This window comes from Corynebacterium curieae (assembly GCF_027570035.1).
GTDB lineage: Bacteria > Actinomycetota > Actinomycetes > Mycobacteriales > Mycobacteriaceae > Corynebacterium > Corynebacterium curieae.
Genome location: NZ_JAKMUU010000002.1, coordinates 88636 through 114505, shown reverse-complemented (window position 1 = coordinate 114505; position 25870 = coordinate 88636). Strand labels below are relative to the sequence as shown.

The 25870-nt window shown below is 58.0% G+C and carries 19 protein-coding genes and 1 tRNA gene; 9 read left to right on the top strand and 11 right to left on the bottom strand.

Features of this window, described 5'->3' with window-relative positions:
- Positions 1-273: 273 nt before the first annotated feature.
- Entirely contained in the window at positions 274-5817 is a 5544-nt protein-coding gene (locus tag L8V01_RS04740) for an LPXTG cell wall anchor domain-containing protein (RefSeq protein WP_269945997.1), read from the top strand.
- A 103-nt stretch (positions 5818-5920) separates the two neighbouring features.
- Here L8V01_RS04740 and L8V01_RS04735 read toward each other — a convergent pair whose 3' ends face one another.
- From L8V01_RS04735 to putP, 3 genes are read right to left on the bottom strand one after another with little or no spacing between them, the layout of a single operon-like run.
- A complete protein-coding gene (locus L8V01_RS04735) occupies positions 5921-6364 on the bottom strand; it encodes a DUF2269 domain-containing protein (protein WP_269945996.1) in 444 nt (147 codons plus the stop codon).
- A 44-nt stretch (positions 6365-6408) separates the two neighbouring features.
- Complete coding sequence (locus tag L8V01_RS04730) at positions 6409-6987, bottom strand: HNH endonuclease family protein (RefSeq protein WP_269945995.1); 579 nt, start codon at positions 6985-6987, stop codon at positions 6409-6411.
- 37 nt (positions 6988-7024) lie between these two features.
- Positions 7025-8590 carry a sodium/proline symporter PutP gene (gene putP, locus L8V01_RS04725; RefSeq protein ID WP_269945994.1) on the bottom strand — a complete coding sequence of 522 codons (1566 nt, stop codon included), beginning with the start codon at positions 8588-8590 and terminating at the stop codon, positions 7025-7027.
- A gap of 168 nt (positions 8591-8758) precedes the next feature.
- Here putP and L8V01_RS04720 point away from each other — a divergent pair, with 168 nt between their 5' ends.
- The 7 genes from L8V01_RS04720 (at position 8759) to L8V01_RS04690 (ending at position 17451) form a co-directional block, all read left to right on the top strand.
- Positions 8759-11794 carry a DEAD/DEAH box helicase gene (locus L8V01_RS04720; protein WP_269945993.1) on the top strand — a complete coding sequence of 1012 codons (3036 nt, stop codon included), beginning with the start codon at positions 8759-8761 and terminating at the stop codon, positions 11792-11794.
- 3 nt (positions 11795-11797) lie between these two features.
- Positions 11798-12619, top strand: a complete 822-nt coding sequence (locus L8V01_RS04715) for an SWIM zinc finger family protein (protein ID WP_269945992.1) — start codon at positions 11798-11800, stop codon at positions 12617-12619.
- Complete coding sequence (locus L8V01_RS04710) at positions 12619-13737, top strand: metallophosphoesterase family protein (RefSeq protein ID WP_269945991.1); 1119 nt, start codon at positions 12619-12621, stop codon at positions 13735-13737. The genes L8V01_RS04715 and L8V01_RS04710 overlap by 1 nt, the downstream gene beginning before the upstream one ends.
- Entirely contained in the window at positions 13737-16322 is a 2586-nt protein-coding gene (locus tag L8V01_RS04705; RefSeq protein ID WP_269945990.1) for an AAA family ATPase, read from the top strand. Before L8V01_RS04710 ends, L8V01_RS04705 begins: the two co-directional genes overlap by 1 nt.
- A gap of 5 nt (positions 16323-16327) precedes the next feature.
- Positions 16328-16834: a MarR family winged helix-turn-helix transcriptional regulator gene (locus tag L8V01_RS04700; RefSeq protein ID WP_269945989.1), complete on the top strand. Its 507-nt coding sequence runs from the start codon at positions 16328-16330 to the stop codon at positions 16832-16834.
- 5 nt (positions 16835-16839) lie between these two features.
- Positions 16840-17139 carry a hypothetical protein gene (locus L8V01_RS04695; RefSeq protein WP_005327602.1) on the top strand — a complete coding sequence of 100 codons (300 nt, stop codon included), beginning with the start codon at positions 16840-16842 and terminating at the stop codon, positions 17137-17139.
- A gap of 108 nt (positions 17140-17247) precedes the next feature.
- A complete protein-coding gene (locus L8V01_RS04690; RefSeq protein ID WP_034668134.1) occupies positions 17248-17451 on the top strand; it encodes a hypothetical protein in 204 nt (67 codons plus the stop codon).
- A gap of 56 nt (positions 17452-17507) precedes the next feature.
- On the opposite strand, the gene L8V01_RS04685 is transcribed toward L8V01_RS04690, so the two are convergent.
- Genes L8V01_RS04685 through L8V01_RS04675 form a run of 3 tightly spaced genes read right to left on the bottom strand, consistent with a single transcriptional unit; the run spans position 17508 to position 20086 of the window.
- A complete protein-coding gene (locus L8V01_RS04685) occupies positions 17508-18674 on the bottom strand; it encodes an ABC transporter permease (protein WP_269945988.1) in 1167 nt (388 codons plus the stop codon).
- A gap of 3 nt (positions 18675-18677) precedes the next feature.
- Positions 18678-19577 carry an ABC transporter ATP-binding protein gene (locus tag L8V01_RS04680; protein ID WP_269945987.1) on the bottom strand — a complete coding sequence of 300 codons (900 nt, stop codon included), beginning with the start codon at positions 19575-19577 and terminating at the stop codon, positions 18678-18680.
- A gap of 2 nt (positions 19578-19579) precedes the next feature.
- Positions 19580-20086: a hypothetical protein gene (locus L8V01_RS04675; RefSeq protein WP_269945986.1), complete on the bottom strand. Its 507-nt coding sequence runs from the start codon at positions 20084-20086 to the stop codon at positions 19580-19582.
- 98 nt (positions 20087-20184) lie between these two features.
- Here L8V01_RS04675 and L8V01_RS04670 point away from each other — a divergent pair, with 98 nt between their 5' ends.
- On the top strand, positions 20185-20982 hold the full coding sequence (locus L8V01_RS04670; RefSeq protein WP_269945985.1) for a MerR family transcriptional regulator: 798 nt from the start codon (positions 20185-20187) through the stop codon (positions 20980-20982).
- Between the two features lie 95 nt (positions 20983-21077).
- Here L8V01_RS04670 and L8V01_RS04665 read toward each other — a convergent pair.
- The 5 genes from L8V01_RS04665 to L8V01_RS04645 form a co-directional block, all read right to left on the bottom strand.
- Positions 21078-21151: transfer RNA gene (locus L8V01_RS04665), tRNA-Arg, on the bottom strand.
- 53 nt (positions 21152-21204) lie between these two features.
- Positions 21205-22788 carry an alpha/beta fold hydrolase gene (locus L8V01_RS04660; RefSeq protein ID WP_269945984.1) on the bottom strand — a complete coding sequence of 528 codons (1584 nt, stop codon included), beginning with the start codon at positions 22786-22788 and terminating at the stop codon, positions 21205-21207.
- Positions 22789-22890: 102 nt separating this feature from the next.
- Positions 22891-23511 carry a LutC/YkgG family protein gene (locus L8V01_RS04655; protein ID WP_269945983.1) on the bottom strand — a complete coding sequence of 207 codons (621 nt, stop codon included), beginning with the start codon at positions 23509-23511 and terminating at the stop codon, positions 22891-22893.
- The gene (locus L8V01_RS04650) at positions 23508-25013 is read right to left on the bottom strand and encodes a lactate utilization protein B (protein ID WP_269946211.1); all 1506 of its coding nucleotides are present in this window, start codon (positions 25011-25013) and stop codon (positions 23508-23510) included. Before L8V01_RS04650 ends, L8V01_RS04655 begins: the two co-directional genes overlap by 4 nt.
- Entirely contained in the window at positions 25013-25798 is a 786-nt protein-coding gene (locus L8V01_RS04645) for a (Fe-S)-binding protein (protein WP_049361528.1), read from the bottom strand. Before L8V01_RS04645 ends, L8V01_RS04650 begins: the two co-directional genes overlap by 1 nt.
- Between the last annotated feature and the right edge of the window lie 72 nt (positions 25799-25870).

Here is a 25870-nt window from a genome sequence, read left to right as displayed (position 1 = left end):
CCATGGGCAAGTACTATCCGATCTAATCCCAGTACTCGGTTTGGCAGTGTTTCACTCAGCCGCGATGCAGTAAACGCTGCCGGGGTTGCTAAAACGGGAAACTACGATCTGTGGGGCAGCCCTGTTCCGTTGAACATCTGGGAATCTGCGAACCAGACCAAATACCGCCATACCTTTTCTAGTACCGATCGGCCGTATCCGTTTAATAACTCCACCAGCATTGCTACGGAGCTTGGTACATGGAGCTATGTTGCGCAGAGCAATGTATTTTCCGTGAAATGGTCCCCAGCGCCTGGCTACATCGGTTACGCTCCACCACTACCAGTGGAGGTAGGTGCAGATATTACAAAGGGAGATCCCTCCAAAGCTAAGTTTGAGTATGCAACGGCTGGTTTGCCGGGCAAGCCCACCAATATGCTCAGCTCTTCAGGCGGGCTCGGAAGCGCGCAGAAGGCACAGGCATCGCAAGGGTTTGGTGGAATCACCGAAGGCATGAATTGGGGTGACTTTACCCCTACCTATGCCTTCCAGATTGACCGTGGCGATCAGATTGCCGGCAAGGCCTCTATCAGTGAAGATCAATATGTCACTGACGACAGTGAAAACTACTTGGGTGATGTCACTAATGAGCTAACCACTGAGGAAGGCACTTATAAGATCGACCCTAATTCAGGCGAGGTTTCCTTCACGCCGAATAACGATTTCTTTTCGTCAGAAGAGCTTGACGATGCTTCGTTGACTCAGAAAAATGCCACCCCGATCCGCGTTGTTGTATCAAATATGACCACGAATACTAACGGGGATCCGGGGCATGTCATGTCTTATGGGAGCTCCCGTCCGGCTCATACGATTAACCCCAATAACGAATCGTATAAGGAAGTTACCACTACCTATACACCCACGGTGACCAAACCAAGCGTGGTTATACGCGATACCTCGATAAACGAGCAGGTCGGGCGCTCAGTGACGCTGCGGCCGAATTTTGCGCAGACGGATGGCCAGCTAGCGATTGATGTAAAGAGTCTTTCCCTGATTGATGCCCAAGGGAAAAGCGTGGGCCGAACTCTTTCCGTTGAGGGGGAAGGAGAGTGGAGGGTGAATGACGATGGAACCGTAACATTTACTCCACATGTTGGTTTCTTGGGAAATCCAACGCCGATTCAATACACCGCTAAGAATTCCCTTGGAATTGTGGCGCGGCCTCCAGCAGAGAATGAAGACAAGAAAGCTACCCTGACCGTTACCTACGATGTTCCGGATGGACGCACGGCAACTACCAATGGTTCACAGGGGACGGTGCAGAGATCTACGGACAGGACTACCTCCGAAGGTGATCTGGGCCTTAACGCACGGCAGATGTTCCCCGGCTACCCAGACAATTGGTATGACTCTTTTACATATCAACTGGTGGACCGAGAGGGTAAAGTAGTCGAGTCCAATACCTTGCAAGTTGCAAACGTTGGGACCTATAAGATTGATCCTTCCTCTGGCGAGGTTAGCTTTACGCCGGATGCATTTTTCACCGGCGCGGCCCCTGCTGTAGGGGTTCGAATCAAAAACCTGACCACTGCCAACGGACAGAAGCAGGGAGCAGACGGCACTTACCTTCCCGTCGTAACCTCTTCTAACGTCTTTCTTCAGCCGGCTTTCAACAACGGCAATGTTGGTGAGGCCTTGCAAGCCATTCCTGACTATCAACCAGAAGGATCGCCAGCTATTGATCCCACTTCTGTCGATCTAGTCAATGCGAAGGGTGAGCGTGTTGGCAAGGAATTGGCAGTAAAGGGCCAGGGTGTCTGGACCGTTGATGACAATGGCCAATTCACTTTCACCCCTGAAAAAGGATTCTTGGGTAATCCTACACCGGTGAAGTACACCGCCTTGAGCGTGGACAAGATCGCTGCACGGGAGCCATCCACGGTGACAGTGACTTATAATCCGCTTGTTACGCGTAACGCCACCACCATTGGCGGGGTAAATGAACCTCAGTATTCCACGGATACGAATTCCCCGGGCGATGCCGGTTTGACCCCTACTCAGATGTTCCCTGGACTCCCAGAATCGTGGTTCGGGGATCCCATTCAATTCAGATTGCTCGACGGAGATACTCCTGTCGACAGCTTAACCGTGGATGGAGAGGGCACTTATAAGATTGTTCCGGCTACCGGTGTCGTCGAATTCGAGCCCGATCCCACGTTCTTGGGAGATTCCACTTCTAAGCAGGCAAGCGGTGTGGAGATTCAGGCTACGAATACCACCTCACGCGGCAGCAAGGTCAATTCGAGGTTGGTGGCGCGTTACGTACCTACCGTAGAAAAGCACACCTATATATTGCCATCTGCTGCCAAGACTGCTCCAAAGTTAGGCGTGCCTGAAAGCGTCGCTCCGGACTATGCGGGTAGTAATATCGATCCGTCGACGGTGGCTCTCGTTGATTCCCAAGGAAATCCGGTAGGCAAAAAGCTAGACATTGATGGACAGGGAACTTGGACCTTAGATGATAAGGGATCGTTTACCTTCACTCCTGTACCAGGATTTGTAGGCAGCCCGCTGCCGGTAGCTTATACCGCAAAGGCGAATGACGGATCCACTGTAGATGGTCAAGGTCGCGTAGCGATTACCTATCCTTCTGCGCAAACGGTACCAGCTACTACAGTAGGACCACAGGGCGGTACGCAAAATAGCACCGACAAGGACGCCAACGATTTAGGTCGGACTACTGCGGAGATGTTTCCCGATCTTCCAAGCGATTGGTATGGCCAGTCTGATAGTCCAGTAAAATTCCAGCTGTTGGACACAGCTGGCAATCCTGTTGAAGGTAATAAGTTGAACGCGGATGGCGTAGGCACTTATACGCTTGACCCAATTAACGGCACCGTTACCTTTGAGGGGGACAAAACCTTTACCGGTGATGCACCTGAGGTCGGAATCCGAACAGTTGGTTTAAAGAACGCACAAGGCGAGTCTGCCGAGATGAAGAGCGTCTACCGTCCATTCGTCATCCCTATCCGAGTAGAGGTACCGTCCGCTTATGAAAAGGCAGGGCGAATCGGTCAGCCGATTACCGTTAAACCAGATTACAGCAAAGATCCTTCGATTGATCTGGCGACGATTCGTATCGCTGATAGCGATCCGAATAGCGACGGGAAGACACTGGAGGTCCCAGGCGAAGGAACCTGGCGGGTTGATCAAAACGGCAACTTTACCTTCAGGCCACAAGGGCCTGATGCCGAGGGCGGAGCTTTCGTCGGCAGCCCAACTCCAATTTCTTATACCGCATCTAATAATCAAGGCATTCCAGCACAAGTGCCAGGCCAAATTTCTGCGTTCTATCCCACGCCAGATCCCATTTCTGCCGTGACGACTGATAAGCAAGGTGTGAAACAGCACTCCGATGATAAGGGACGGCAGGACCAGGGCCTATCAGCCGCAGAAATGTTCCCGAATATGTCCCAGGCAACATGGTGGGATAAAGCTGAGTTCACCTTGTATAACGCAGAAGGAAAGCCGGTTACGGAGCTGACCATCGATGGTGAAGGTACCTTCACAATCGATCCGAAAACTGGCCGAGTTGAATTTGTTCCAGCCGCTAATTTTATTGGTACTGCTCAGCCAGTATGGGTTGGATTGACAAACGTTCAAGGTGAGCCAAAGGCCAAATATACGGCGGTTGTTGATGAAGTCGCAGTACCACTGCAAGATGCCTCGAAAGTAGCCAATGTTGGCGAACAGCTGCAGGTAACTCCTCGATATGCCCAGACAATCGATAAATCTTCGGTTCAGTTAATTGCGCCAGATGGTGCTACTTTGGGCGAGGATAAAAAGTCGGTCTCTATCCCGAATCAAGGCGAGTGGAAAGTCGATAACAACGGCAATTTCACCTTCGCTCCTGTAGATGGGTTCTATGGTACCCCGACGCCAGTTGACTACACTGCAGCAAACACAGATGGAGTGCGGTCGAAAGAAACTGCCACTATCTCTGGGTATTACAATTCCCCGAAGACCTCTCCCTCAGTTACCACTGGAGAAAAGGGTAACGAGCAGAACTCTAAGTCTGGCCAAGACATGTTCCCGTCATTCCCCAAGGACTGGACTATTACCTACTCGCTAGAAGGCGCGAATGGCAACATACTGCATACAAACGAGGGGACCTACACCATAGATTCAGAAACTGGTGTAGTTACCTTTGCACCTGAGGACGGCTTCAGCGGCACGGCAGTCCCTGTGACTGTTCAAGCAACCACAGCTACTGGTGCTAAGGAGACTACGACCTATCAGGTATCCGTAACTGGGTCGACAACTGCGGTCGTTACTGAGACTAGGACGCAGGATCCAATTGTTACTACTGAGAAGTCCACTGTGACTACGGAAAAACCAGGTCCAGTCGAAACCACCACGGTGACCAAGACGGGTGAACCAGTCACGATTACGCAGGTTCCAGATCCCGTCACCGTAACTAAGACTGCAGATCCGGTGACGGTCACTCCGGATCCACAGACAACGGTAGTTACTGTTACTGCGGAGCCGAGCCCGATTACCGTAACTGCACCACCGGTTACGGTGACCCCGAATCCAGTTACAACCACTGTAAACGGCGAGCCCACCATTATTGAGCATCCGCCGGTTACAGTGACTCCAAATCCGATTACTGTGACTGTCACCCCAGAGCCTCAACCAGCGACGGTCACAGTAACTCCAACTCCGGTGACTGTGACACCGGACCCTGTCACCGTTACCGCTACTCCAGATCCAGTCACTACGACTGTAAAGGATGTAGAAGTTCGTGTTGAGGCTTCAAAGATTAAGGTGATCGCGCAAAAGGATGAGGCCTTCGCAGTCAAGGTTGAGGATGAAAACATCAAGCCGGGGACGTTGAAGTTCTCCGATGGAGGGACGACCAAAACCGTCGGCCAAGGCGTCTATAAGGTGGACCCAGACACCCACATTGTGACCTTTACACCAAAGCCAGGATTCACCGGTGAAGTCGATCCAGTCGAGCTTATTTATGAGCGTAGCGACGGCGCGAAGGTTGAAACGCCGGTGAAAATAGAGGCAACGTATAACGATTGCGGGTGCGCGACGCCGCAGCCGGGAGACCCTGGGTCGAAGGAACCCACTGATCTCCCACCATCGGCATCACAGTCCAATGAGCCGGGTGAGTCGGGCAAGCCGGAAGAGCCGACTGGAAAGCCGGGTGAGCCGGGCAAGCCTGCGGATAAACCGGAAACGTCTACGGTAACTACGACTGTCTCTGGCGAGCCTACGATTGTCGTAACGACGGTCGAAAAGCCGAGTGAACCGCATAACCCAACGGAGGCAGAGGAGTCGACTACCGAGACAACGACTCCGACATCGCGCAAGCCGTTGCTGCCTATCCCGCTGCCGTTCCCATGGCCGGGATCTAGCTCAGCTACTAATACTCGCCCAGAGCCGAGCGAGCCGGGCAATGGCGATGGAGAGCATAAGCAGGGAAATACGATCACTACCTCTGAGCCGAGTGGAAAAGAAGCGACACCGGAAAGCAGCGTGAATTCTGGTGATAAGGCAAGCAAACAACGAGACGAGAATTCAGCAAGTAGGCGGGGGAGCTCTGCTACTTCTGAAATTCCAGCTGCAAGTGGAGGAGATTCTTCGATCGGTAATGGTTCTGGTTCGCATAATAGCGATGGTGGTGAGTCCTCTGCTGAAGACACCGGATCCAAGAGCTTTGGTTTGGCTTCGACAGGTGCGAACGTTCTTGGGCTGCTGGCCGTAGGTCTAGCGTTGGTTGCGGCAGGTGTATTCTTGGTCCGCCGGAAGCGAGAAGACGAAGCCTAGAGTTCTTCCTACTTTGGGAAAATTCAGCCTAGAAAAGCGAAAAAAGGGGCGGCCACCTCTATGGGCGGCCGCCCCTTTTGGCGACGTAAGTAAGGAAGCCGTATTAGAGATACATCAGGATAAGGCAGACAATCCACAGCAGATTGAACACGCCGCCGAATGCGGACAGCGGCTTCTTAGCAGCTGCATAGTCGAAGGTGGAGTTGGATTCTAGGGCCGTCAGGGACTTCTTCTGCTTCGGCAGAATAATGAAGAACAACAGGCACCACGCGATGATGGCCACGAGGATAGCGATGTGGAAATTGACTGCGGACTTGTAGGCGTCAATATCGGAAAGGAATACGCCGAGGCCCAGGATAGGCACGATGGCGGAGATGTAGCCGTAGGTATTGGTGATGTTGTGCAGAACGCGGGCGGAGCCAAGGGCTGCTTGGTCACCTTGTGCTGCCTTCGCCATTTGAGTCTGGTAGGAGGACGTGGATACACACACCGGGCCAATCAAGAGGATGGCCGCGGCCACGTGGAGGAATACAAGGAAAGAAGTCATTGAAAGAACCCTTCAATCGTGGAAAGTTGCCACGTCAACCCTAATCAATTTCCAGTCAGGAGGGCTAACCGACATTGCCTTTGCATCGCGCGTACATCCTTGGCGGGCAGGGGAAGGGAGTACTTGCGGGCGATGTCGGCGAGGCGGCGCGAATAGCCGCAACGGTTGGCCGGAGGAAGCCATTCCGCAGGGAGGGAATCTGACTTTTCTTGGTTGAGCTCCCGGCTGGTGGCTACGAGATTGAGGGGATCGTTGCCAAAGCGCACCTTAGCCTCGCGGTCCCACTCGGAAGCTCCCATGTCATAGGCCGCGGAGAGGGGAAAGATGTGGTCGATCTCAATAGGTGAGGTAGCAGGAATAGTGGTGCCACTATATGGATCGTAAACAGTGCCGGAGCGGGCGTGGCAGTTTTCGAGAGGATCGCTGGCCTGGCTTTCTAGAATGATCTCGCGGGTGGTGCAGACACCGTGGGGCTGCCAAATGCCGAAGTCTTCGCGGTCGTAGCCGGTGGCCTCGGGCCGTACTGGGAGAGTGGCAACATCAAAACGTGGAAAAGGCCACGCATACCATGCGCCGATGAGAACGGTAATGCATGATAGCGCGGCCAGGTAATAGGACTTCATGTCCTATTGGACTGCGCGGAGCGCAGGTTGGTTCCGACTATTTATCGGTGACCTTCTCTGCTGCTTCCTCGAAGTCGAGGTTGGAGTTGTTTTCCACGAGCTTGGCCAGCTTGGTGGACTCTTCGAATTCGGCCACAACCTCTGGCTTTGGCTCCTTGGTGAGCTTGGAGACAATAACCGCCACGATGAGGGCCAGGAAGAAGCCTGGGACGATTTCGTAGAGGACGTCGGAAAGCGGGGACATGCCCCAACCAATGGCGACGACGGCACCGGTGAGCATGCCGGCGATGGCACCGGTGGAGTTCAGACGCTTCCAGTACAAGGAGAGCAAGATGATCGGGCCGAAGGCAGAACCGAAGCCTGCCCAAGCGAAGCCAACCAGACCCAAAATGGAGTCAGATGGGTTGATTGCCAGCAGGGCTGCAATGACCGCGATGGCGACGATGGCGGTGCGGGAAAGGTTAATAAGGACCTGCTCGCCTGGCTTCTTCTTGGCAAAGATGAGGAAGAGGTCCTCGATGAGGGAAGTAGAGACGACGAGCATCTGGGAAGACATGGTGGACATGATGGCGGCCAGAACCGCGGTCAGGACGAAGCCTGCGGGAAGTGGGTGCATCATGGCCTGCGCCATATCCAGGAAGATGGTCTCGAAGTTTTCCTGATCGGTGATGCTGTGGCCGGTCTGGGTGAAGTAAACGGTGCCGGACAGGGCGACGAAGATTGCGCCGATGACGGATAGGCCCATCCAAGTTACGCCGTAGAAGCGGCCCTGGCGGGCGTCGGAAGGCTTGCGCAGCGCCATGAAACGCACGATGATATGCGGCTGGCCAAAGTAGCCCAAGCCCCAGGCAAGGTTGCCGATGATAACGCCGGCGGAAACGCCCGCGAACATGGAGAAGTAATTCGGGTTTTCTACCGCGCCATCGGTGGCATAAGCGTTATTGCTTGCAAAGGTGAAGATCTCGGAAGGATCGGAAAGAGAGACGATTGCCATGATCGGCACAATCATCAGGGCGACGAACATGAGCACGCCCTGGACGACGTCCGTGTAGGACACCGCCAAGAAGCCACCGACGAAGGTGTAGAAAATGGTCACGGCCGCAATAACAAGCATGCCGGTGAGGTAGTCGCCACCGAAGGTGGACTCGAAGTAGCGGCCACCGGAGACCATGCCGGAGGAGACGTAGAAGGTAAAGAAGAAGATAATAATGGCCGCGGAAATAATGCGCAGCAGGCGGGACTTATCGTGCAGGCGGTTTTCAAAGAAGGACGGCACGGTAATGGAGTTGGCCGCAATCTCCGAGTAGGAGCGCAGGCGTGGTGCCACCCACTTCCAGTTTGCCCAGCAGCCGACGAGCAGGCCGATGGCCATCCACAGCTCGGACATGCCCGAGAGGAATAGCGCGCCCGGCAGGCCCATGAGTAGCCAGCCGGACATGTCAGAGGCGCCAGCGGAGAGAGCCGCTACGAATGGGTGCAGGCCACGGCCGCCCAAAACATAATCGTCATATTGGTCGGTTTGTTTGTAGCTCCAGTAGCCAATGGCTGCCATTGCGAAGAGATAAATGATCATCGCAATGACGTACCAAGTTGATTCTTGCACGTTTTACTCCTTGTAGATTTTGTAAAGGACATTCTTACGTTAACGAGGTCACAAGGTTAACCCAAGCGAAAATACAGGTGTGGCGCAGATCTCCGTTTGGATTTTCTATCGTTCAACTGGGAAAAGGGTGGAACATAACGAGCGTGTAACAAAATCAAATGGGCTGCTATGCTGGCGGCTATGGCTTCTTACCTTGTGCATGGACTGTGGCTGCCCGTAACGGGGCTTGGTCTATGGATTGAACAGGTAGAAGGGCACAAGATTGTTATGCCCAATGCCGTGCCGGAGGGCACCTTTCCACCAGCGGTGGAGGCCATCTTGGGCAAAAAGTCCTTCCGCAATCGGGCGCGGGTTTCCCTGCGTACGCCGAAGGGCAAGGATGTTTCCTTGATGGTGCCGATGGCGATGTTCGGACCAGAGGAGGCCGTCGCGGCCCTCGCGCAGATGGAATACCTCAACCATAAACCGCCGGCCACTATCGCCCCTGACCTGCAGTGGCTACTGCAAGCCTACGGTGGCTTGTGCAAATTCGTCCGCGCTGGGCGCGTGACCTTCCGCTTGGCATACCAGGCCAATGAATGGTTCCCTATGTGGCAGCTGGCCTCAGGCTTAGGCGAGCGGGGCTGGTTGGCAGAGATGATGGCCGCCGCGCCGGGCATCTTGCACGTAAATAACCGGGCGCTTTCGGATGATATGGCCGATGAGCTAACGCACTGGATTGCCTTCCGCGAGCTGCGTCCCGTGGCAGAAGCCCCGCGGCCGATGCCTTGGCACGAATTCGCACGTGCCCTGCTGGATACTCGGCCGATTCGCCGCGGTCGGGCGCAGCTGCTGCGCGGGCTCAACGAGTGGAAGAACTCGATTTATGAGGTAGAACTCCAGCTGGTTTATATCGTGGAGGAGCCACTGGAGGAAGACCCGGACGAGGCGAAGTGGCCGGTGCGCGTGCGGGTGCGCTCAGGCACGGATTCTCCGCGGCCGGTGTCGGCGCAGAGTTTGGATAGGGCGAGCGTCGAAAAGCTGAGGGAAGCCCACCGCAAGGCCGTGCGCATCGCACCCACGCTGGGGGAGACCGCGCAGCTGCCGCAGCCTGGCGACGGCGACTGGGACGTCTACCTTGAGACCCACCAGCTCACCCACTTTATTACCCACGAGGTGGATAAACTCAAGGCCAATGGCGTGACCGTCATGCTGCCCAAGGCTTGGGCCCAGATGGAGACCAAGGCCAAGTTGGAGACCCACGAGGCCCGCGATCCGGCCGAGGCCGCCACGAAGAAGCACATCGGCATGAATAAGCTGGTGGACTATAACTGGCGCATGTCCGTGGGCGATGTGGAACTGACTGAGGAAGAGATGGAGGACTTGGTCAATTCCAAGTCCGGTCTTATCCAGCTGCGCGGCAAGTGGGTCATGGCCGATAAGCAGGTGGTCTCGCAAGTCTCCGGTTATATGGACGCGCTGAAGCAGAAGTCCATCGTGCGTAAGAAGAAGGAGCTCGAGCAGCTGGCCGCCACCGCGGAGAAGGCCAAGCAACTAGAAGAGCCAGGCTGGGAAGCCCTGATGGCGGACGTGGAACGCCGCCGACAGGAGTTTAATGACGGCGGCGAGGAGCACGAGCAGGTCACGGTGGCCGAGTTGCGCGAGTTGGCGCTGGAGTCCATGGCCCAGGAACCTATCGAGTTCACCGGCAGTACTTGGCATACGGCGCTGCTCGGCGGGGTGGATAAGGTCGCCCCGAAGCGCGTGGACATCCCTGCGACTGTGCAGGCGGAGCTGCGCGAGTACCAGCGCCGCGGCGTCGACTGGCTGTATTGGATGTCGCGCAACGGTATTGGGGCAGTGCTTGCCGACGACATGGGGCTCGGCAAAACCCTCCAACTACTGTCCCTACTCGCGGTGGAAAAGGACCGCGGCGAGCAGACCGGACCCACGCTCGTCGTGGCGCCAACTTCCGTGGTGGGCAACTGGGCGCGCGAGGCTCAGCGTTTCGTCCCAGATTTCAAAGTCATGGTGCAGCACGGCTCGAGCCGTCCGCGTGGCGAGGACTTCATTAAGGACGCCGGCGAGTGCGACCTCGTCATCACCACCTACGGCACCGTGGGCCGCGATTTTAAGGACATGGGCGAGGTTGGCTGGCAGCGCGTTGTCCTTGATGAGGCCCAGGCGATTAAGAACTCCGCTACCCGCTCGTCCAAGGCCGTGCGCTCACTGCCCTCGGAGCATCGCGTGGCGCTGACCGGTACCCCGGTGGAAAACCGCCTTTCTGAGATGCGCTCCATCCTGGATTTTTGCAACCCCGGTGTATTGGGCTCCGCATCATTTTTCCGCAATCACTTTGCCAAGGCCATCGAGCGCAATAATGATGAGGACATGTCCGAGCGCCTGCGCCAGCTCACCGCGCCGTTTATCCTCCGCCGCGTAAAGACGGATCCGAATATTATCGATGACCTGCCGGAAAAGTCCGAGCAAATCCTTACAGTGTCCATGACCACCGAGCAGGCCGCCCTGTATAAGGCTCTGGTCAACCAGGTTAAGAAGGACCTGCAGGAGGCTACGGGAATAAATAAGCGCGGGCTGGTACTAGCCTCGCTGACCCGCATTAAGCAGATCTGTAATCACCCCGCGCACTACCTGGGCGATAACTCGCCGGTGACGCTCAAGGGCAAGCACCGTTCCGGCAAGGTCAAAGAGCTCATGCGCATCGTGGACGAGGCCACCGAATCCGGCGAGAGACTCTTGGTCTTTACCCAGTACAAGGCCTTTGGCGATATTTTGCAGCCCTACCTTAGCGACCAGCTCGGCCGGGAGACTCCTTTCCTCCATGGCGGGGTAAGCAAGAATAAGCGCGACCAGATGGTGGAAGATTTCCAGTCCGAGGACGGCCCGCCGGCGATGATCCTTTCGCTCAAGGCGGGCGGCACCGGCCTGAACCTGACGGCCGCCTCAATCGTCGTGCACATGGACCGCTGGTGGAACCCTGCAGTGGAAAACCAGGCAACGGACCGTGCCTTCCGCATTGGCCAGCGCCGCAATGTGCAGGTATATAAGATGATCACCGCAGGTACGCTGGAGGAATCTATCCAGGACATTTTGGACGGCAAGACGCAGCTCGCCGGCGCCGTGGTGGGCGAGGGCGAAGGCTGGCTTACCGAGCTAGACCCCGATCAGCTGGCCGCACTCATGAGCTACCGGGGGAGGGAGTAATTTATGTCCGTTAAAGGCGACGACAACGTCATCTACGCCAATTTTGGCACCCGCAAGCGCGTGAGCACCGCAGACGAGGTTAATCACGTTGATCGCAGCGGGCGCATCTTATCCACCACGGCTGCGCGTATCGCGGCTTTTACCTCGCATGGTGCGGATCGCGGCCGAATTACCCGCGGCCGCCAGTATGCCGAGGGCGGCCATGTCGTAGGCCTGGAGGTGCGCAACGGCGCCATTCACGGGCGCGTGGCCGGCTCCCAGAACGAGCCTTTTGCGGTGCTCATCCAACTGCCGTACCGCAATAACGATGACATTGCCCAGCTAGCCACCGAGTTCGCCCGCACCCCCAATTCCGTGGCGAATGCGCGCAAGGGCTTGCTTGCCGACGCCGCCCTAGACACCCTCTTCGCCCCCGAGGCCGGAGACCTGCGCCTAACATGTGACTGCCCGGACGGCGAGTACGTGTGCAAGCACATTGTGGCCGTGGGCGATAAGCTCGCCACCCGCGCGGATGCGGACCCAGCCGTCATCTTTAATATGCGCGGTCTAGACTTTGCCCGCCTGGAGCGCATGGTCTTAGAGCAAGCCAAGGCGGTTAGCCGCGAAAGCTTCACCCCGAGCGATCTGTCCGAGGAAGAAAAGAACGACATCTTCTGGAACGGGCGGGAATTGCCGAAGTTGCCGCAGCCCAAGGTAGCCCCGGCCATCGATGACTCCGATCCGGACCTGCTGCGCAAGGCCATGCGATCGGTCTCGCATACCAACCTGGACCTCCTGCGCGCGGTATCCGATATTGAAGACCTCTACTACCACCTCACGCACTAATGACTGCTACCACCTTTATCCACACCTCCGATTTTCAGCTGGGCATGACCCGGTGGTTTTTGAAGGGCGAGGCCCAGGGCCGCTTTAACGATGATCGCGAGGCCGCAATCGTTCGGCTAGGAGAACTGGCCGAGGAAACCGGCGCGGAGTTCATCGTCGTCGCCGGTGACGTTTTTGAGCACAATGCCCTCTCGCGCGAAATCCTCGCCCGCGCCACGGAGATGTTCAAGCGCCTGCCCGTACCGGTCTACGTCCTGCCGGGAAACCACGATCCGCTGGTGGCGGATTCGGTCTTTTATAAGACCAGCGCGGATAATGTCCATGTCATCGCGGATTCCGAGCCTATCGAGGTAGCGGCAGGCGTGGAGTTGGTCGGCGCGCCGTACTTGTCCAAGCGTGCAAATCACGACTTGGTCCGTCAAGCGCTCGAGCCGTTGGGGCCGGCTGAGGGCATTCGCATCGCCGTCGGCCACGGCCAGGTGGATTCCCGCTCCGGGGAGGAGGACGCCGATACCATTGACCTTGCCTTCGTAGAGGATTGCCTGGAGCGCGGGGTAATAGATTACCTAGCGCTCGGCGATACCCACTCCACCGCGAGCCTCGGCACCACCGGCCGGGTGTGGTTCTCCGGCAGTCCGGAGACCACGGACTATAAGGAAACGAGCACCGGTGGCGGCGAGGCCGATTCCGGCAATGCGTTGGTGGTGCGCGTGGGGGATAAGGTGGACGTCGACAAGCGCCGCATCGGCCGCTGGACCTTTGAGGCCATTGATGCCGCCGTGGATTCCGCCGAGGACGTGGACCGCTTCCTCGCGCGCCTTGGCGAGTACCCCGATAAGGTACGCACGGCCGTGAAATATAGCCTGCGCGGCACGCTCGGCGTCGAGGCCCACGCCCGTCTGCAGCGCGGCCTGGATGAGTACGAGGCCGTATTTGCGTCCCTGCGCCCCCGCGAGCGCACCATGGATCTCTACTTGGAGCCCAGCGAGGAAGAACTGGCCAGCCTCGATATCTCCGGCTACGCGGCCGAAGCCTTGCAAGAGCTGCTGGATAACCGCGAGGATCCCGTCGCCCGCGACGCCGCCAACCTGCTATTCCGCCTGGAGGGACAGTCCTAATGCGTATCCACCGCCTAGAACTCACCAATGTCCGTGGCATTGAGCACCTGGCCCTCGATGAGCTGCCTGAGACCGGCGTCGTGGTCATCCACGGCGAGAACGAGGCAGGCAAGTCCACCATCGTGGAGGCGCTCGACGTGGTGCTCACCGAAAAACACAGCGGCCGCTCCAAGCGCATTCGCGCCCTGCAGCCGGTGGGCAAGGACGTTGCCCCGGAGGTTATAGCCGAGCTGAGCGTAGGGGAGTACCGCTTTCGCATTGCCAAGCGCTGGCTGTCCAAAAAGTCCTGCGAGCTGAATATTTCTTCCCCACGGCCGGCGCAATTTACCGGCAGCCAGGCCGACGATGAGCTGGAGCGCATCCTCTCTGAGCACTTGGATCGCTCGCTTGTCGACGCCCTCTTTATGCGCCAAGACGATACCGGCGAGGCCATTTCTGCCGTCGGCATACCCAGCCTAACCCGGGCGCTAGAGCGCGAATCCGGCCTGGCCGAGGAAGAAGTCTCCGGCGATGACTCCGCGTTGCTGGCCCGAGTGGACAAGGAATATCAGCGCTACTTCACCGCGGCGAAGGGTAATCCGGCAGGCGAGTACAAGGAATCCGCCGAAGCCCTGTCCCGCGCCGAAGAAGAATACGCAGAGGCTACCCGCGTACTGCGCGAGCTCGATTCCGTGGTAGAGCGCTACGAACAACTCGAGCGCGACCAAGCTGCCGCCAAAGCTGAACTTCCCGCTGCGCAGGCCGATCTCACCGAAAAGCAGTCTCGGGCCGAGGAAGCCGCGACCGCGCAGGCCAAGCTGGACTCCCATAAAGCCACGCTTGAGCGTGCCACGGACGATCTCGCTCGTGCGCAATCCGCAGTCACCGAGCGCGCCGAGCTCGTCACCGCGGCCGAGGAATCTGCCAGGGCCACCGAGGCTGCCCAGCACAAGCTCATCGCCGCGCAAGACAAGGCTAAAGAGGAGACCGAGGAGAAAGTAAGATTAGAAAAGCACCTGGCGGAGGCCAAAGAGGACTATGCCGCGGCCCGCAGCACTCTTAAGCAAGCGCGCCGCCAGCAAGATAAGCAGAAGTTTGAGCAGCTCAGTGCCCGGCTGAAATCGCTTGACTCCCTTGCCGCCGAGACGGATCAAGCCCGCGCCGTCGTTGCGCAGCGCGGCCGCGAGGTGACCGCGGCCGATATCACCGGTCTGCATAAGGCGGACTCGGCCCTTTCGGTAGCACAGCGCCTGCACGAGGCCGCGGCCGCCAAGGTGCATTTTTCTGGGCCGACCGGTTCTACCATTCGCGTCGATGGCGAGGATGTCGAGGTGGGGGAGGGTGCCGCCATCGAGCTCGTTGATTCCCGCGTTATCACCATCGGTGATATCACCGCCCGCTTTTCCGCTGGGTCCTACTCGGCCGAGGACACCCAGCGCGATGTGGAACAGGCGCGCATGCGATTGCGGGATCTGCTCGATACCCTCGGCGTAGAATCTGTGGCTGCGGCCGAGGAAACCCATGAGGTACACCGTGCGCAGAACGATGCCCTCGACGCCGCTACCCGTGCGCTTAGTGCCGAGCTGGGTCCAGATGACTTGGCCGGCTTGCGCTCCCAGCATTCCGTGCTGGCCGAAAAGGTCGCGGACCTTGAAGACACCGCCGAGGTAGACCTTCCTGCCGCCGAAGCCGCAGAGGAAACCGCGAGCGAAAAGGTCGATGCGCTCGACCGCGAGCTTGTGCCGTATCGCGAAAGCCGCCTTGCTCACGAGGTGGTGCGCCTAGATGCCGAGCTGGACGCCGCCCGCGAAAATGCGCAGCGAGTGACCCGAGAGCTCGCCTCCGCGCGCGAGCGCGCCGCCGATGATGCTCTCCACACCGAGGTCACCCGCTTGGAAGCCGCCGTAGCGGACCTGCGCGGGCAGCTGGACCATATGGAAGCAGTTGATCTTGATACTGCCAATTCGCTGGTAGAAGGCGCGCAGTCTCACTTGGACTACCTCACCGACCGCATCCAACGCTGCGAGGTGGACCTCGGCCGGCTCTCTAGCGAGGTGAACTTCCACTCCGGTGCCGCCGAACGCGCACAGCAGGCCACCGCGGCGGTAGAGATGGCTCGGGCGGTGTACGAGAGCGTCGATAAGCGCGCCCAAGCAGCGCGTTACCTGTGCGAGATATTGCTCAAGCACCGCGATGCCGCCCGCCAGCGCTACGCCGCGCCCTTCGTGGCCGCACTTTCACAGTTGGCGCGCACCGTTTACGGTGGCGAAATCACCTTTGAGCTGGATGAAGATCTCCGCGTGATCGCCCGCACTCAGGGCAATGAGACGGTAAGTTTGGCTAGCCTTTCTGGTGGTGCCCGCGAGCAATTGGCCATCCTCACCCGCTTTGCCATTGCGCAATTAGTGGGGGTGGAGTCAGTGCCGGTCATCGTCGACGATGCGCTGGGCTCTACTGACGCGCACCGTCTGCAACTTATGGCCACGCTCTTTTCCAATGTCGGCCGGGATAATCAGGTATTGGTCTTTACCTGCCTGCCAGAGCGCTACTCCCGGGTGCCGGGACGCGATGAGCGCGACATAGCTTCCCTCAAAAGGGTAATCTAGGTTCCATGCCTTATCAAACTCGCTGGTTAGACGACGAAGAACAGGAGCTATGGCGCCTGTTGCTTGCCGCTGTGCGCAAAATAGATAGGGGAATGGATGAAACGCTGAAAGCCGGCGGGGAAGTCTCTGCCTCCGAGTTTGCCGTCCTAGTCGCTCTTTCAGAGGCACCCGAACAGCGCCTACGCTTGCGCGAGTTGTGCACGCAGCTGGAGTGGGACCGCTCTAGAGCCTCGCACCAGGTAACCCGAATGGAAAAGCGCGGCCTATTGTTTAAGGAACCGGACGAGGACGATGCCCGCGGTATCAATGTGTGCGTAACTCACACCGGACTAGAACACCTACGCCGCGCCGCCCCCGAGCACGTGGAATCGGTGCGGCGCATGGTCTTTGATCACCTGAAGCCCGAGGATATCCCGGCCCTTAAGCGCTTTTTCACCGGAGTTGTGCAGGTGACTAACCTGCCAGGCTACGAGGGGTATGTTCCGGATTCACTACTACACGGAAAGGATTAAGCTCCATGATGGGCCAAGAGCTCTTTGAGCATCCAAAGAAGCAATATAAAACCTACGGCATCACCGCGCTGGAGGAGCTTAGCCCGCGGATCGGCGACCCCGAGGCGCACTTGGAGGATACGGCTAGCGCGGAACAAGTCGCCGCAATGGAAGAGGCGCTAGAGGCGTACCCAGACTCCGCGCTGACCTACGACCAAGACACTGAGCTGTGGATCGTAGGCGCGGAGGAAGACATCGAGCGCATGCTCGCGGACCGCGAGTCTTTCGTAGAAGCGCTGCTTAATAACGAGGACCCGGGGATCTAGAGTTCGGACTTCGGCGTCAATCAAAAGTGCGAGGAATGCGGCCTTGTAAGCACTTAACTGTTAAGATATTCGTAGTTAATCCTCGGTGGATCGAAAGGTTTTATCATTATGAACGAGCGTGAGGCTCAGGAACAGCGCGAAGCGGCAGCTCGCGATAAGGGCAATGGCTGGGTTCCCGTATTCCTTCAGTGGATCCCTTCCATGCTGCTAGCCGTAGTGATGTTGGCTGCCATGTTCTTCGGTATGTACTACATCGAGCACGGCACCTTGGACATCACCCAGCCGATCACCAACGAGTTCATTACTCAGTAGCTTCGGCACATAGAAGAATCCGGCTCCCGCGCAATCGGCGGGGAGCCGGATTATTTTTACTTGCTTAGCGCTTGGCGCCAGGTCATCTTGCGGCCATTGTTCAAAATGGCACGGCGGTAGATACGGCCGACGATGACGATAATAAGTGCCGTCGCCAAGCCCATAAGCAGATAGCTTGCGGCAAGGCCCAGCCAGCTGAGGTTGCCCCCGGCCACCTGCAGCGGAGCGACCAGCATGGACACCGGTGGCAGCCAGGTCATGACCTGCATCCACGTGGCATCCAGGTGCATCCAGCCGAACATCGGTACATACATGGTGGCAAAGACAAGGAACAGGATAGGTGCCTGCGTGGACTGGAGATCCTCGGTGCGCTGCACCATCGAGCCGGCTGCAGCGTAGAGGCTGCCAAAGAAGAGCAGGCCTAGAATCTCGCCAACTAGGAGTACGGCTACCAAGCCATAGTCCAGCTCGATGTCACTAGCCAGGCCGGTCGCAGCAAGCGAGATTGCACCGCCGCCCAAGATGAGAAGGGTAGCCAAGAAACCGATGATGGTATTGCCCAAAATCTTGCCGGCCAAAAAGTCCACTGGGCGCACGGAAGACAAGATAATTTCCACCACGCGGGAGGACTTTTCCTCTGTGACGCGGCCACCAATTAGGCCGGCGAAGGTCATGACGGAAAAGACGACCACCATTGCGCCAATGAGGACCGTGGCTACGCCGGCCATCTTTTGTTCAGTGCCGTCCTCTTCTTCAAGGCTCACCTGATTTACCGTGGTCGAGGGGGTAGCCTTTTCTAACTCTTGCGGGTCAATATTGAGGGTATCTAGCGCCGTTGCTTGTGCTTGAGAAGAAACGATTTGGTTGACCGTGGTAGTTACCGCGGCAGGCGTATCGCCCTTGCTGAGGAGATCCCAGCCGTCGCTCTCTGCCGGCACAAGGGCGGCATCGGCCTCATCATTTTCCACCAATTGCTGGGCTTCCGCGCGGTCTTTTGCCTCGGTGGCATCGATGCCGGAATCATCAAAGGCAGACGCTTCCATCCCCACGATGGCTACAGAATCCGGTTTGTCATCGCCGCTGAAGAAATTGATAGCAATAGGTGCGATAATGGCGCCGAGGATGAGCAGCAGCATAGTGCCTACTACCATCTTCGACTTCAGCGCGACTGCCATCTCACGCTGGGCTACAACCCCGATGGTCTTCATTGCGGAATACTGCATGGCTTAGGCCTCCTCATTCTGGTTGCTGGTGACGACATCCTGGAAAAGCTCGGTCAGGTCTGGGATCTTGCGGCCGAAGGAATGCACCGGACCCGCGGCGAGGGCTGCCTGCAGGATTGTCTGATCATCTACGGTGGGATTGGCTTGGAGCACTACGGCATCGGCAGTTTCTGCCACCAGGTCCGTGCCTTCCGGATACCAGCCGCGCGCTGGGGTAGCGACTTCGAAGCGAGGCGGGCCTTGGCTGCGCAGCTTATCGACGCCCCCTTCAGCCACCATCTGCCCCTTGGTCACAATGCCCACGCGGTCACACAAGCGCTGCACCAGGTCCAACTGGTGCGAAGAGAAAATGACGGGTACGCCGCGGTTGGCGCGCTCGCGCAGCATGTCTGACATGACGTTGACCGCAACCGGGTCTAGGCCGGAGAAGGGCTCGTCCAGAATCAGCATGTCAGGATCATGGATAAGGGAGGCTGCGAGCTGTACCCTCTGCTGGTTGCCCAAAGACAGGTCATCGAGTTTATCGTCCATTCGGTCGCCCAGGCCAAGCTGTTCAAGGAGTTCAGCGCCGGCGCGCTTGGCGGCGGGTTTATCCAGTCCGTGGAGGGTGCCGAGGAAGACCAACTGGCTCAGCAGCGGCTCCTTGCCGTAGAGGCCGCGCTCTTCCGGCATATAGCCAATGCGGCGCCGATTATCGTCATTAATTGGGGCGTTATCGAAAAAGACTTCACCGGAGTCTTTCGCCAGCACACCAAGCGCAATGCGCATGGTGGTGGACTTTCCGGCGCCGTTGGAGCCGACGAAGCCGAAAATTTCGCCTTCGCCAACGCTAAAGGTCATATCCCGCAGGGCCTGAGTCTCCCCGAAGGACTTATTGAGGTGGTCGATGGTCAAGGTGGGCATGTTTAGTCCTCCGAGTTCTGGTTGAAGGTCAATGCGTAGCCGACAGCGGGCAGGGTGGCAGAGATGAAGTAACTAAAGAGCAGGTAGTAGCCAGCTCCAAGCAAATATTTGGTGCCAATAGTTCCGGTAATGCCTCCGCCTAGGAACCAATTTCCTACGAGGAGGGTGACAAGACCGCCAGCAAAAAGTAGGGCGGTAGACAACTTGAACGCCTTTTGCCGCCATTGGTCCAGCACTTGGGCCTCATATTCATCGAGGGTAGCCAGGGGCTTCGTGTCCTTGGAGTCGATTGATACTCGCAGAATGGTCCATGGAATGCACGAGAGCACCATTGCTATAGACATGGCTAACAGCGCCCAGTAAGAAGAAAGCGCCAGTGCGAGTATGAGGAAAATCGCGGATACGGCCACGCAGCCATACATTGACGCGATTAATTTACGGGTGGGGCCGGGGCTGCGGAACCGTTCGGCGCGGATCGTTGTTGAAACAGGGGCGTCGTTTGCTGTCATGCACCCAAGTGTTGCATAAACCCAACACTCTGGCAAGAGCTTCTGCAGATTTTCTCTGGGGTTGACCCTGACGCAGCGTAAGGCGCGACAATGAAGTCATGGACGACATCGATGAAGTTCTTTATACCGTTGGCGAGGTAGCAGCGCTCTTCCGCATCACGGTGCGCACTCTGCATCACTGGGAGGCGCAAGGCTTGCTGTCTCCTACGTGGCGCAGCTGGTCCAATTACCGGCTGTATACCGAGGAAGACTGTGCCCGCGTGCAAAAGATTCTGATCTACCGCGCTACCGGTATGAAATTGACCGATATTAAACAGCTGCTAGATGGAGGTGCCTCCGATTTAGAACATTTGCGGAGGCAAAGAGAAATCCTGCTTGCACAGCGCGACAGCCTAACTGACATGCTGGTAGCAATTGACACCTTGATGGAGGATGCAATGAATAACCGAAGCCTCACCACCGAAGAAATCGGACAGATCGTCGGCGATGCCAACTTCGCCGCGCATCAACAAGAAGCCGAAGAGGCCTATGGATCGAGCGAGGACTGGGCTATGTATCAGCAGCGCACTGCCGGCTGGTCGGAGAAGAACTGGAGCGATGCTCAAGCCGGCGTGGCTGAGGTGGAAAAGGAGCTGGCCCAGGCCGTTGCGGGAGGTGTGGCTGCGGGGTCGGAGGAGGCCCAGGGGATCGTCGAAAAGCACCGCGAAGCATTAAGTGCCTTCTTCCCCGTCACGCCAGCAAAGCACTTCTTAATCTCGCGCGGCTATGTGGCTGATGAACGCTTCCATGCCCACTATGAGACGCAGCAGGAGGGCTTGGCGCAGTGGCTGGCGGACGCGATTGAGCATACGGCCAAGGCGCAAGGGGTGGATACCGCAAACCCGGAGTGGAAATAGGAGTCGCGTGCGCCGCTAGAGGAGGCCGAGACTGCGCGGTCCGATAAAAAATAAACCGCTGGCCACCAGAAAATCCTAGTGGCCAGCGGTAACCGTGTCCCCGACAGGGATCGAACCTGCGACCTTCGGTACCGGAAACCGATGCTCTAATCCGCTGAGCTACGGAGACATCGCTGGGAAAATTCCCAACGATGTGATTTTAGCGCATGTGCCAGTGGGGGACTAAATCAACCCTGGGGCGTCGGTGGTAGTGACTTCACCGGTGCGCAAGTAGTGCACGCCGATGTCATCGACGACCTTATTCTTAGAGGCGAAGTGGCCATGGCCAGGGCCGTGGACGGTGACTACATGCGACTGCATCGGCTTGGAGAGGTTGGTGTGGTACTGATACGGCGTTTGCGGGTCGCCCGTTGCCTGAATCTGGAGGGGCTTGGTGGCGAGCTTAGAGCCGTCGAGAGGCGCCTGGCCCGTCACCGGCGCACGGCCACCGCAGCCCGCGCCGGAGCCGTAGAGGGAATTGATGAGGGTGAAGGGATCAGCGCTGACGAAGTTGGTCCACAGGTAGCTCGGGTACAGTAGCGGATTGCCCGGCACGGTGTTTTCATTGCAGACGATGAGGTTTTGCATATTCATTGCCTGAGCGAGGGATTCTTGCTGTTTGCGCAGTGCCTCCGGGTCGGGCTGCGCAGCATCCATGGGCTCGCTGCCGTTTAAGTGCTTGGCAAAGGCATCCCACTGCGCGGGAATCGGGACGAGGTCGCGCGTCATGAGCAAAAGCGGGGAGGAAACCTGCACGGCGTTGGGGTGTTGAATCTTCTGGCTGAGGAACTCCGCCTGCACGCGCAGTGGACCGGTGCCCGTCATGATGTCCGCGCCAGGCTGGCCGGCAAATTCGAGCCCTGGAGGAAGGTCACCAATCTTGGCGTTCGGTGGCAGGACAGTAGGGCGTACGCCGGCCTCGCGGGCAACCTTCTGCGACCACTTTTCATAAACCTGCAACGGGGTAGTGCCGAGGTGGTACTTGGCGTCATTTTTCGCAATGAACCCGAAGAGATCGTGCAGTCCCTTTTCGTAGCCCCGCTGTTGCGAAGCAAAGATGCCATTCCACGCCAGCTTGGGGCTCATGCCCGAATCTAGCAAGACCTTGCCGGTGTGCTCTGGATACTTGGTGGCGTAGGCGGAGCCGAGATAGGTGCCATAGGAGGTACCGGCGATGTCAATCTTTTCTTCGCCCAAGGCGCGGCGCACCATTTCCCAATCCTGCAGGGTGTTAGCGGTGGTCAGCGAGTTGGTATAGCCCGGGGTGTGCTTTTCGCAGGCATCGCGGGTGAGTTTTCCTACCTGGAGGCTGCCTTGGAGCGGATCGCTCGTAGCCGTGGCATCACACTTGACCGGGGTGGAGCCGGGCAGGCCACGCGGTTGTACGCCGATGGTGTCCCACTCATCGCGGACGGCCTGTGGCCATGGGACAGCGGTATTTCCGGCCCATACATAGGCATCGCCACTTGGGCCACCAGGGTTGGTAAACAACGCACCACGGCGGGCGCCTGGGTTGGCGGCGGGGACGCGCACGAAGCCAACGCTAATGGTGCCGGCTTCAGGGTTGTCGTAGTACGTAGGGACCTCGATGCGGCCGCACTCGGCGTTGTCGATGTCCACCTGCTCTGGGCAGTCTTCCCAAGTAATGGCAGGCTTGGTTGCCTGCGGCGCGGGTGCAGGTGCGGCTGCGGCAATCGGTGCAGTAACACCAATGGCGACCGCAGCAGCACCGAGCGTGGCCGATAGTTTAGAAGAAAAAGAAAGCATAGGTTAGGTCTCCAGAATAAAAATGATTGGTAGACCTAGCCTATGCTTTTTTGATGCTTTTGGCATCATTTTCACAGTAGGTCGGTGAGGGACTGCGCAGAGCTACTTGACGATGAGAACGATAAGGTCACGCGGGCCGTGTACGCCCTCGACGCGAGCGAGCTCGATATCGGAGGTAGCGGACGGGCCGGAGATCCAGGTTGCAGGCTTTTCCGGGTTCATGCGGGAGATGACCTCGGGGATGCCGTAAACAATCTCATCCTGGTGGACGATGCACAGGTGGCGGTCCGGTACCAGGGTCAAAGCGCGGCGGCCGCAACGCTCGTCAGACTCGAGCACGATGGTGCCGGTCTGCGCGGAGGTGACGTGGGAATAAGTGACCACGGCGTCGGTCTCATTCAAGGTGCGCGGATCGACAGACTTATCATCTGGCTTGGCATCGAACCCCTCGAAGAGGCTGGCATCCATGCCCTCAGCGTAGCGGATGTCATTGCACTTGCGGTCATTGAGGATCTTAGCGATGGCCTGCTTCAATTCGCCTTCCTCGGTGACGTGCACCTCGGCCTTGTAATCCTCGAGTCGGTCAATGAGCATGTCGCGCAGCTCGTCCGCGTTCAGGGTGCCCTCGTGGTGGTAGTCACGCGGGGCATCAACGTGGTCGGGGAGACCAGCCTGCTTCTGAGCGGAGCGGATACGGCTTAGGATTTCCTGCTTTGCGTTCACTTTTGGGACTCCTCACGGGCCTCGGCAAGAAGTTCCTTGCCTTCTTCGGACTCGAACCACTGACGGAAGGACTTCTTCGGTGGAACCGCGGTATCGCGGCCTTCAGACCAACCGGACATAAACAGTGGCAGGGATTCGATGGTCTTATTGGTGCCACCCAAAATGCGGCCCAGGGCCACCATGTGGGTTGCCTTGTTCCACAGCTTCGGGTTGCTCCACAGCAGCTGAATGGTCTTGAACAGCTTGGGCTCGATTGGCGGGGTGGCGTGGGTGACCTTCTGGTGGCGGTTTTCCAAAATGACGTCAGAAAGCGGAATCTTCACCGGGCACACCTCGTCGCAGCGGCCGCACAGGGAGCACGCATAAGGCAGGCTGGCGGAAGGATCGTTGTGGTCCTTCATGCCGGTCAGCTGCGGTGTCAAAGAAATGCCGATCGGGCCAGGGTAAACAGAGCCATAAGCGTGGCCGCCGGCGCGCTCGTAAACCGGGCAGACATTCAGGCAAGCCGAGCAACGGATGCACTTGAGAGCCTGGTGACCAATCGGAGAGGACAGCGCCGCGGTACGGCCGTTATCCAGCAGGACCAAGTGGAAGTTCTGCGGGCCATCGCCCTCAGTAACACCGGACCACATGGAGGTGTATGGGTTCATGCGCTCTGCCGTGGAAGAACGCGGCAGCAGCTGGAGGAAGACCTCCAAGTCCTGGAAGGTCGGGACCAGCTTCTCAATGCCCATGACGGTAATGAGGGTCTCTGGCAGGGTCAGGCACATGCGGCCATTGCCCTCGGACTCCACGATGTTGATGGTGCCGGTTTCTGCCACGCCGAAGTTGGCGCCGGAAATGGCGACCTTAGCCTTCATGAACTGCTCGCGCAGGAACTGGCGGGAAGCCTCGGCCAACTCTGCCGGCTCAGCCTGCAGGGTGTCATCGGTATTCGGCATCTTGTTGACGAAGATATCGCGGATCTCCGCGCGGTTGCGGTGGATAGCCGGAACCAGAATGTGGGAGGGCTTATCTTCACCTAGCTGCACGATGAGCTCTGCGAGGTCGGTCTCGCGAGCGTTGATGCCCGCTGCCTCTAGGTGCTCGTTCATACCGATTTCCTGGGTGGCCATGGACTTGACCTTGACCACGTCGGTCTCGCCGGTAGCACGAATCAGACCTTCGATGATCTGGTTGGCTTCCTTTGCATCGCGTGCCCAGTGGACAACGCCGCCGCGAGCCTTGACTGCCTTTTCGAACTGCTCGAGCAGTTCGGGCATGCGGGCTGCAACATCTTCCTTGATGGCGGAACCTGCAGCGCGCAGCTCCTGCCAATCATCAAGCTCTTCTACAGCGTTGGAGCGCTTCTCACGAATGGTGGTGGTAGCGTGCTGCAGGTTGTGGCGCTGGGTGGCGTTATTCAGGCCAACGTGAGCCAGCGGGACGAAAGCCTTGCTGCCGCGCAAATTGCCGTAGCCTTCCGGCGCGCGCGGCGGGGTGGTATCGAGGAAAGAGGTCATTAGAGCATCGTCTCCTTGGAGTAAGCGGCGGAGGTAGGAGTCCATGGGTGCTCCTTGGTGGAAGCCAAGATCTCAGCCATGTGAACGGCGCGGACACCGGAACGCTGGCGGCTGAGCGCGCCACCAATATTCATCAAGCAGGAAGAGTCACCGCCGGTAACGAATTCCGCCTCGGTCTCCTTAACGTGGCGGGTCTTATCGGTGACCATCGCGCGGGATACTTCCGCATTCTTGATAGCGAAGGTGCCGCCGAAGCCACAGCATTCTTCCTTATTGGGAAGTGTGACTAGGTCAATTCCTTCTACTTCCTGGAGAAGCTGCAGTGGGCGGTCTCCCAGCTTCAAAAAGCGCAGGCCGTGGCAGGAGGGGTGGTACGTCACGCGGTGCGGGAAGAATGCGCCGACGTTGGTCACACCGGCTACATCCACTAGGAATTCCGGGAGATCCAAGGTCTTCTGAGTGGTCTTGCGCGCGCCGTCGACGTCGGCGGAGTTGCCAAATCGGTCAGCGATGCGCTCGTGTTGCTCGCGAACGGCGCCGACGCAGGAGCCGGAGGCCGCGACGACATAATCAATGGAGGGATCGGCAAAGGCATCCGCATAGGAGCGGATCATTCCCAGGGTTTCCTTCTGGTAGCCGGTATTGATGTGCATCTGGCCGCAGCAGGTCTGTTCCTCCGGGAAGACCACCTCGTGGCCCAAGCGGGAGAGAACGAGTGCCGTTGCCTTTTGTACGTCCGGGAAAAGGGCGTCACCAATGCAAGTGGAAAATAGCGCAATGCGCATACGGTGCTCCTCGTTGATTTTTTACATGGGGGTAGGCATAACTCTACTCCTTTTAAGCAGTACGTGCGTAAT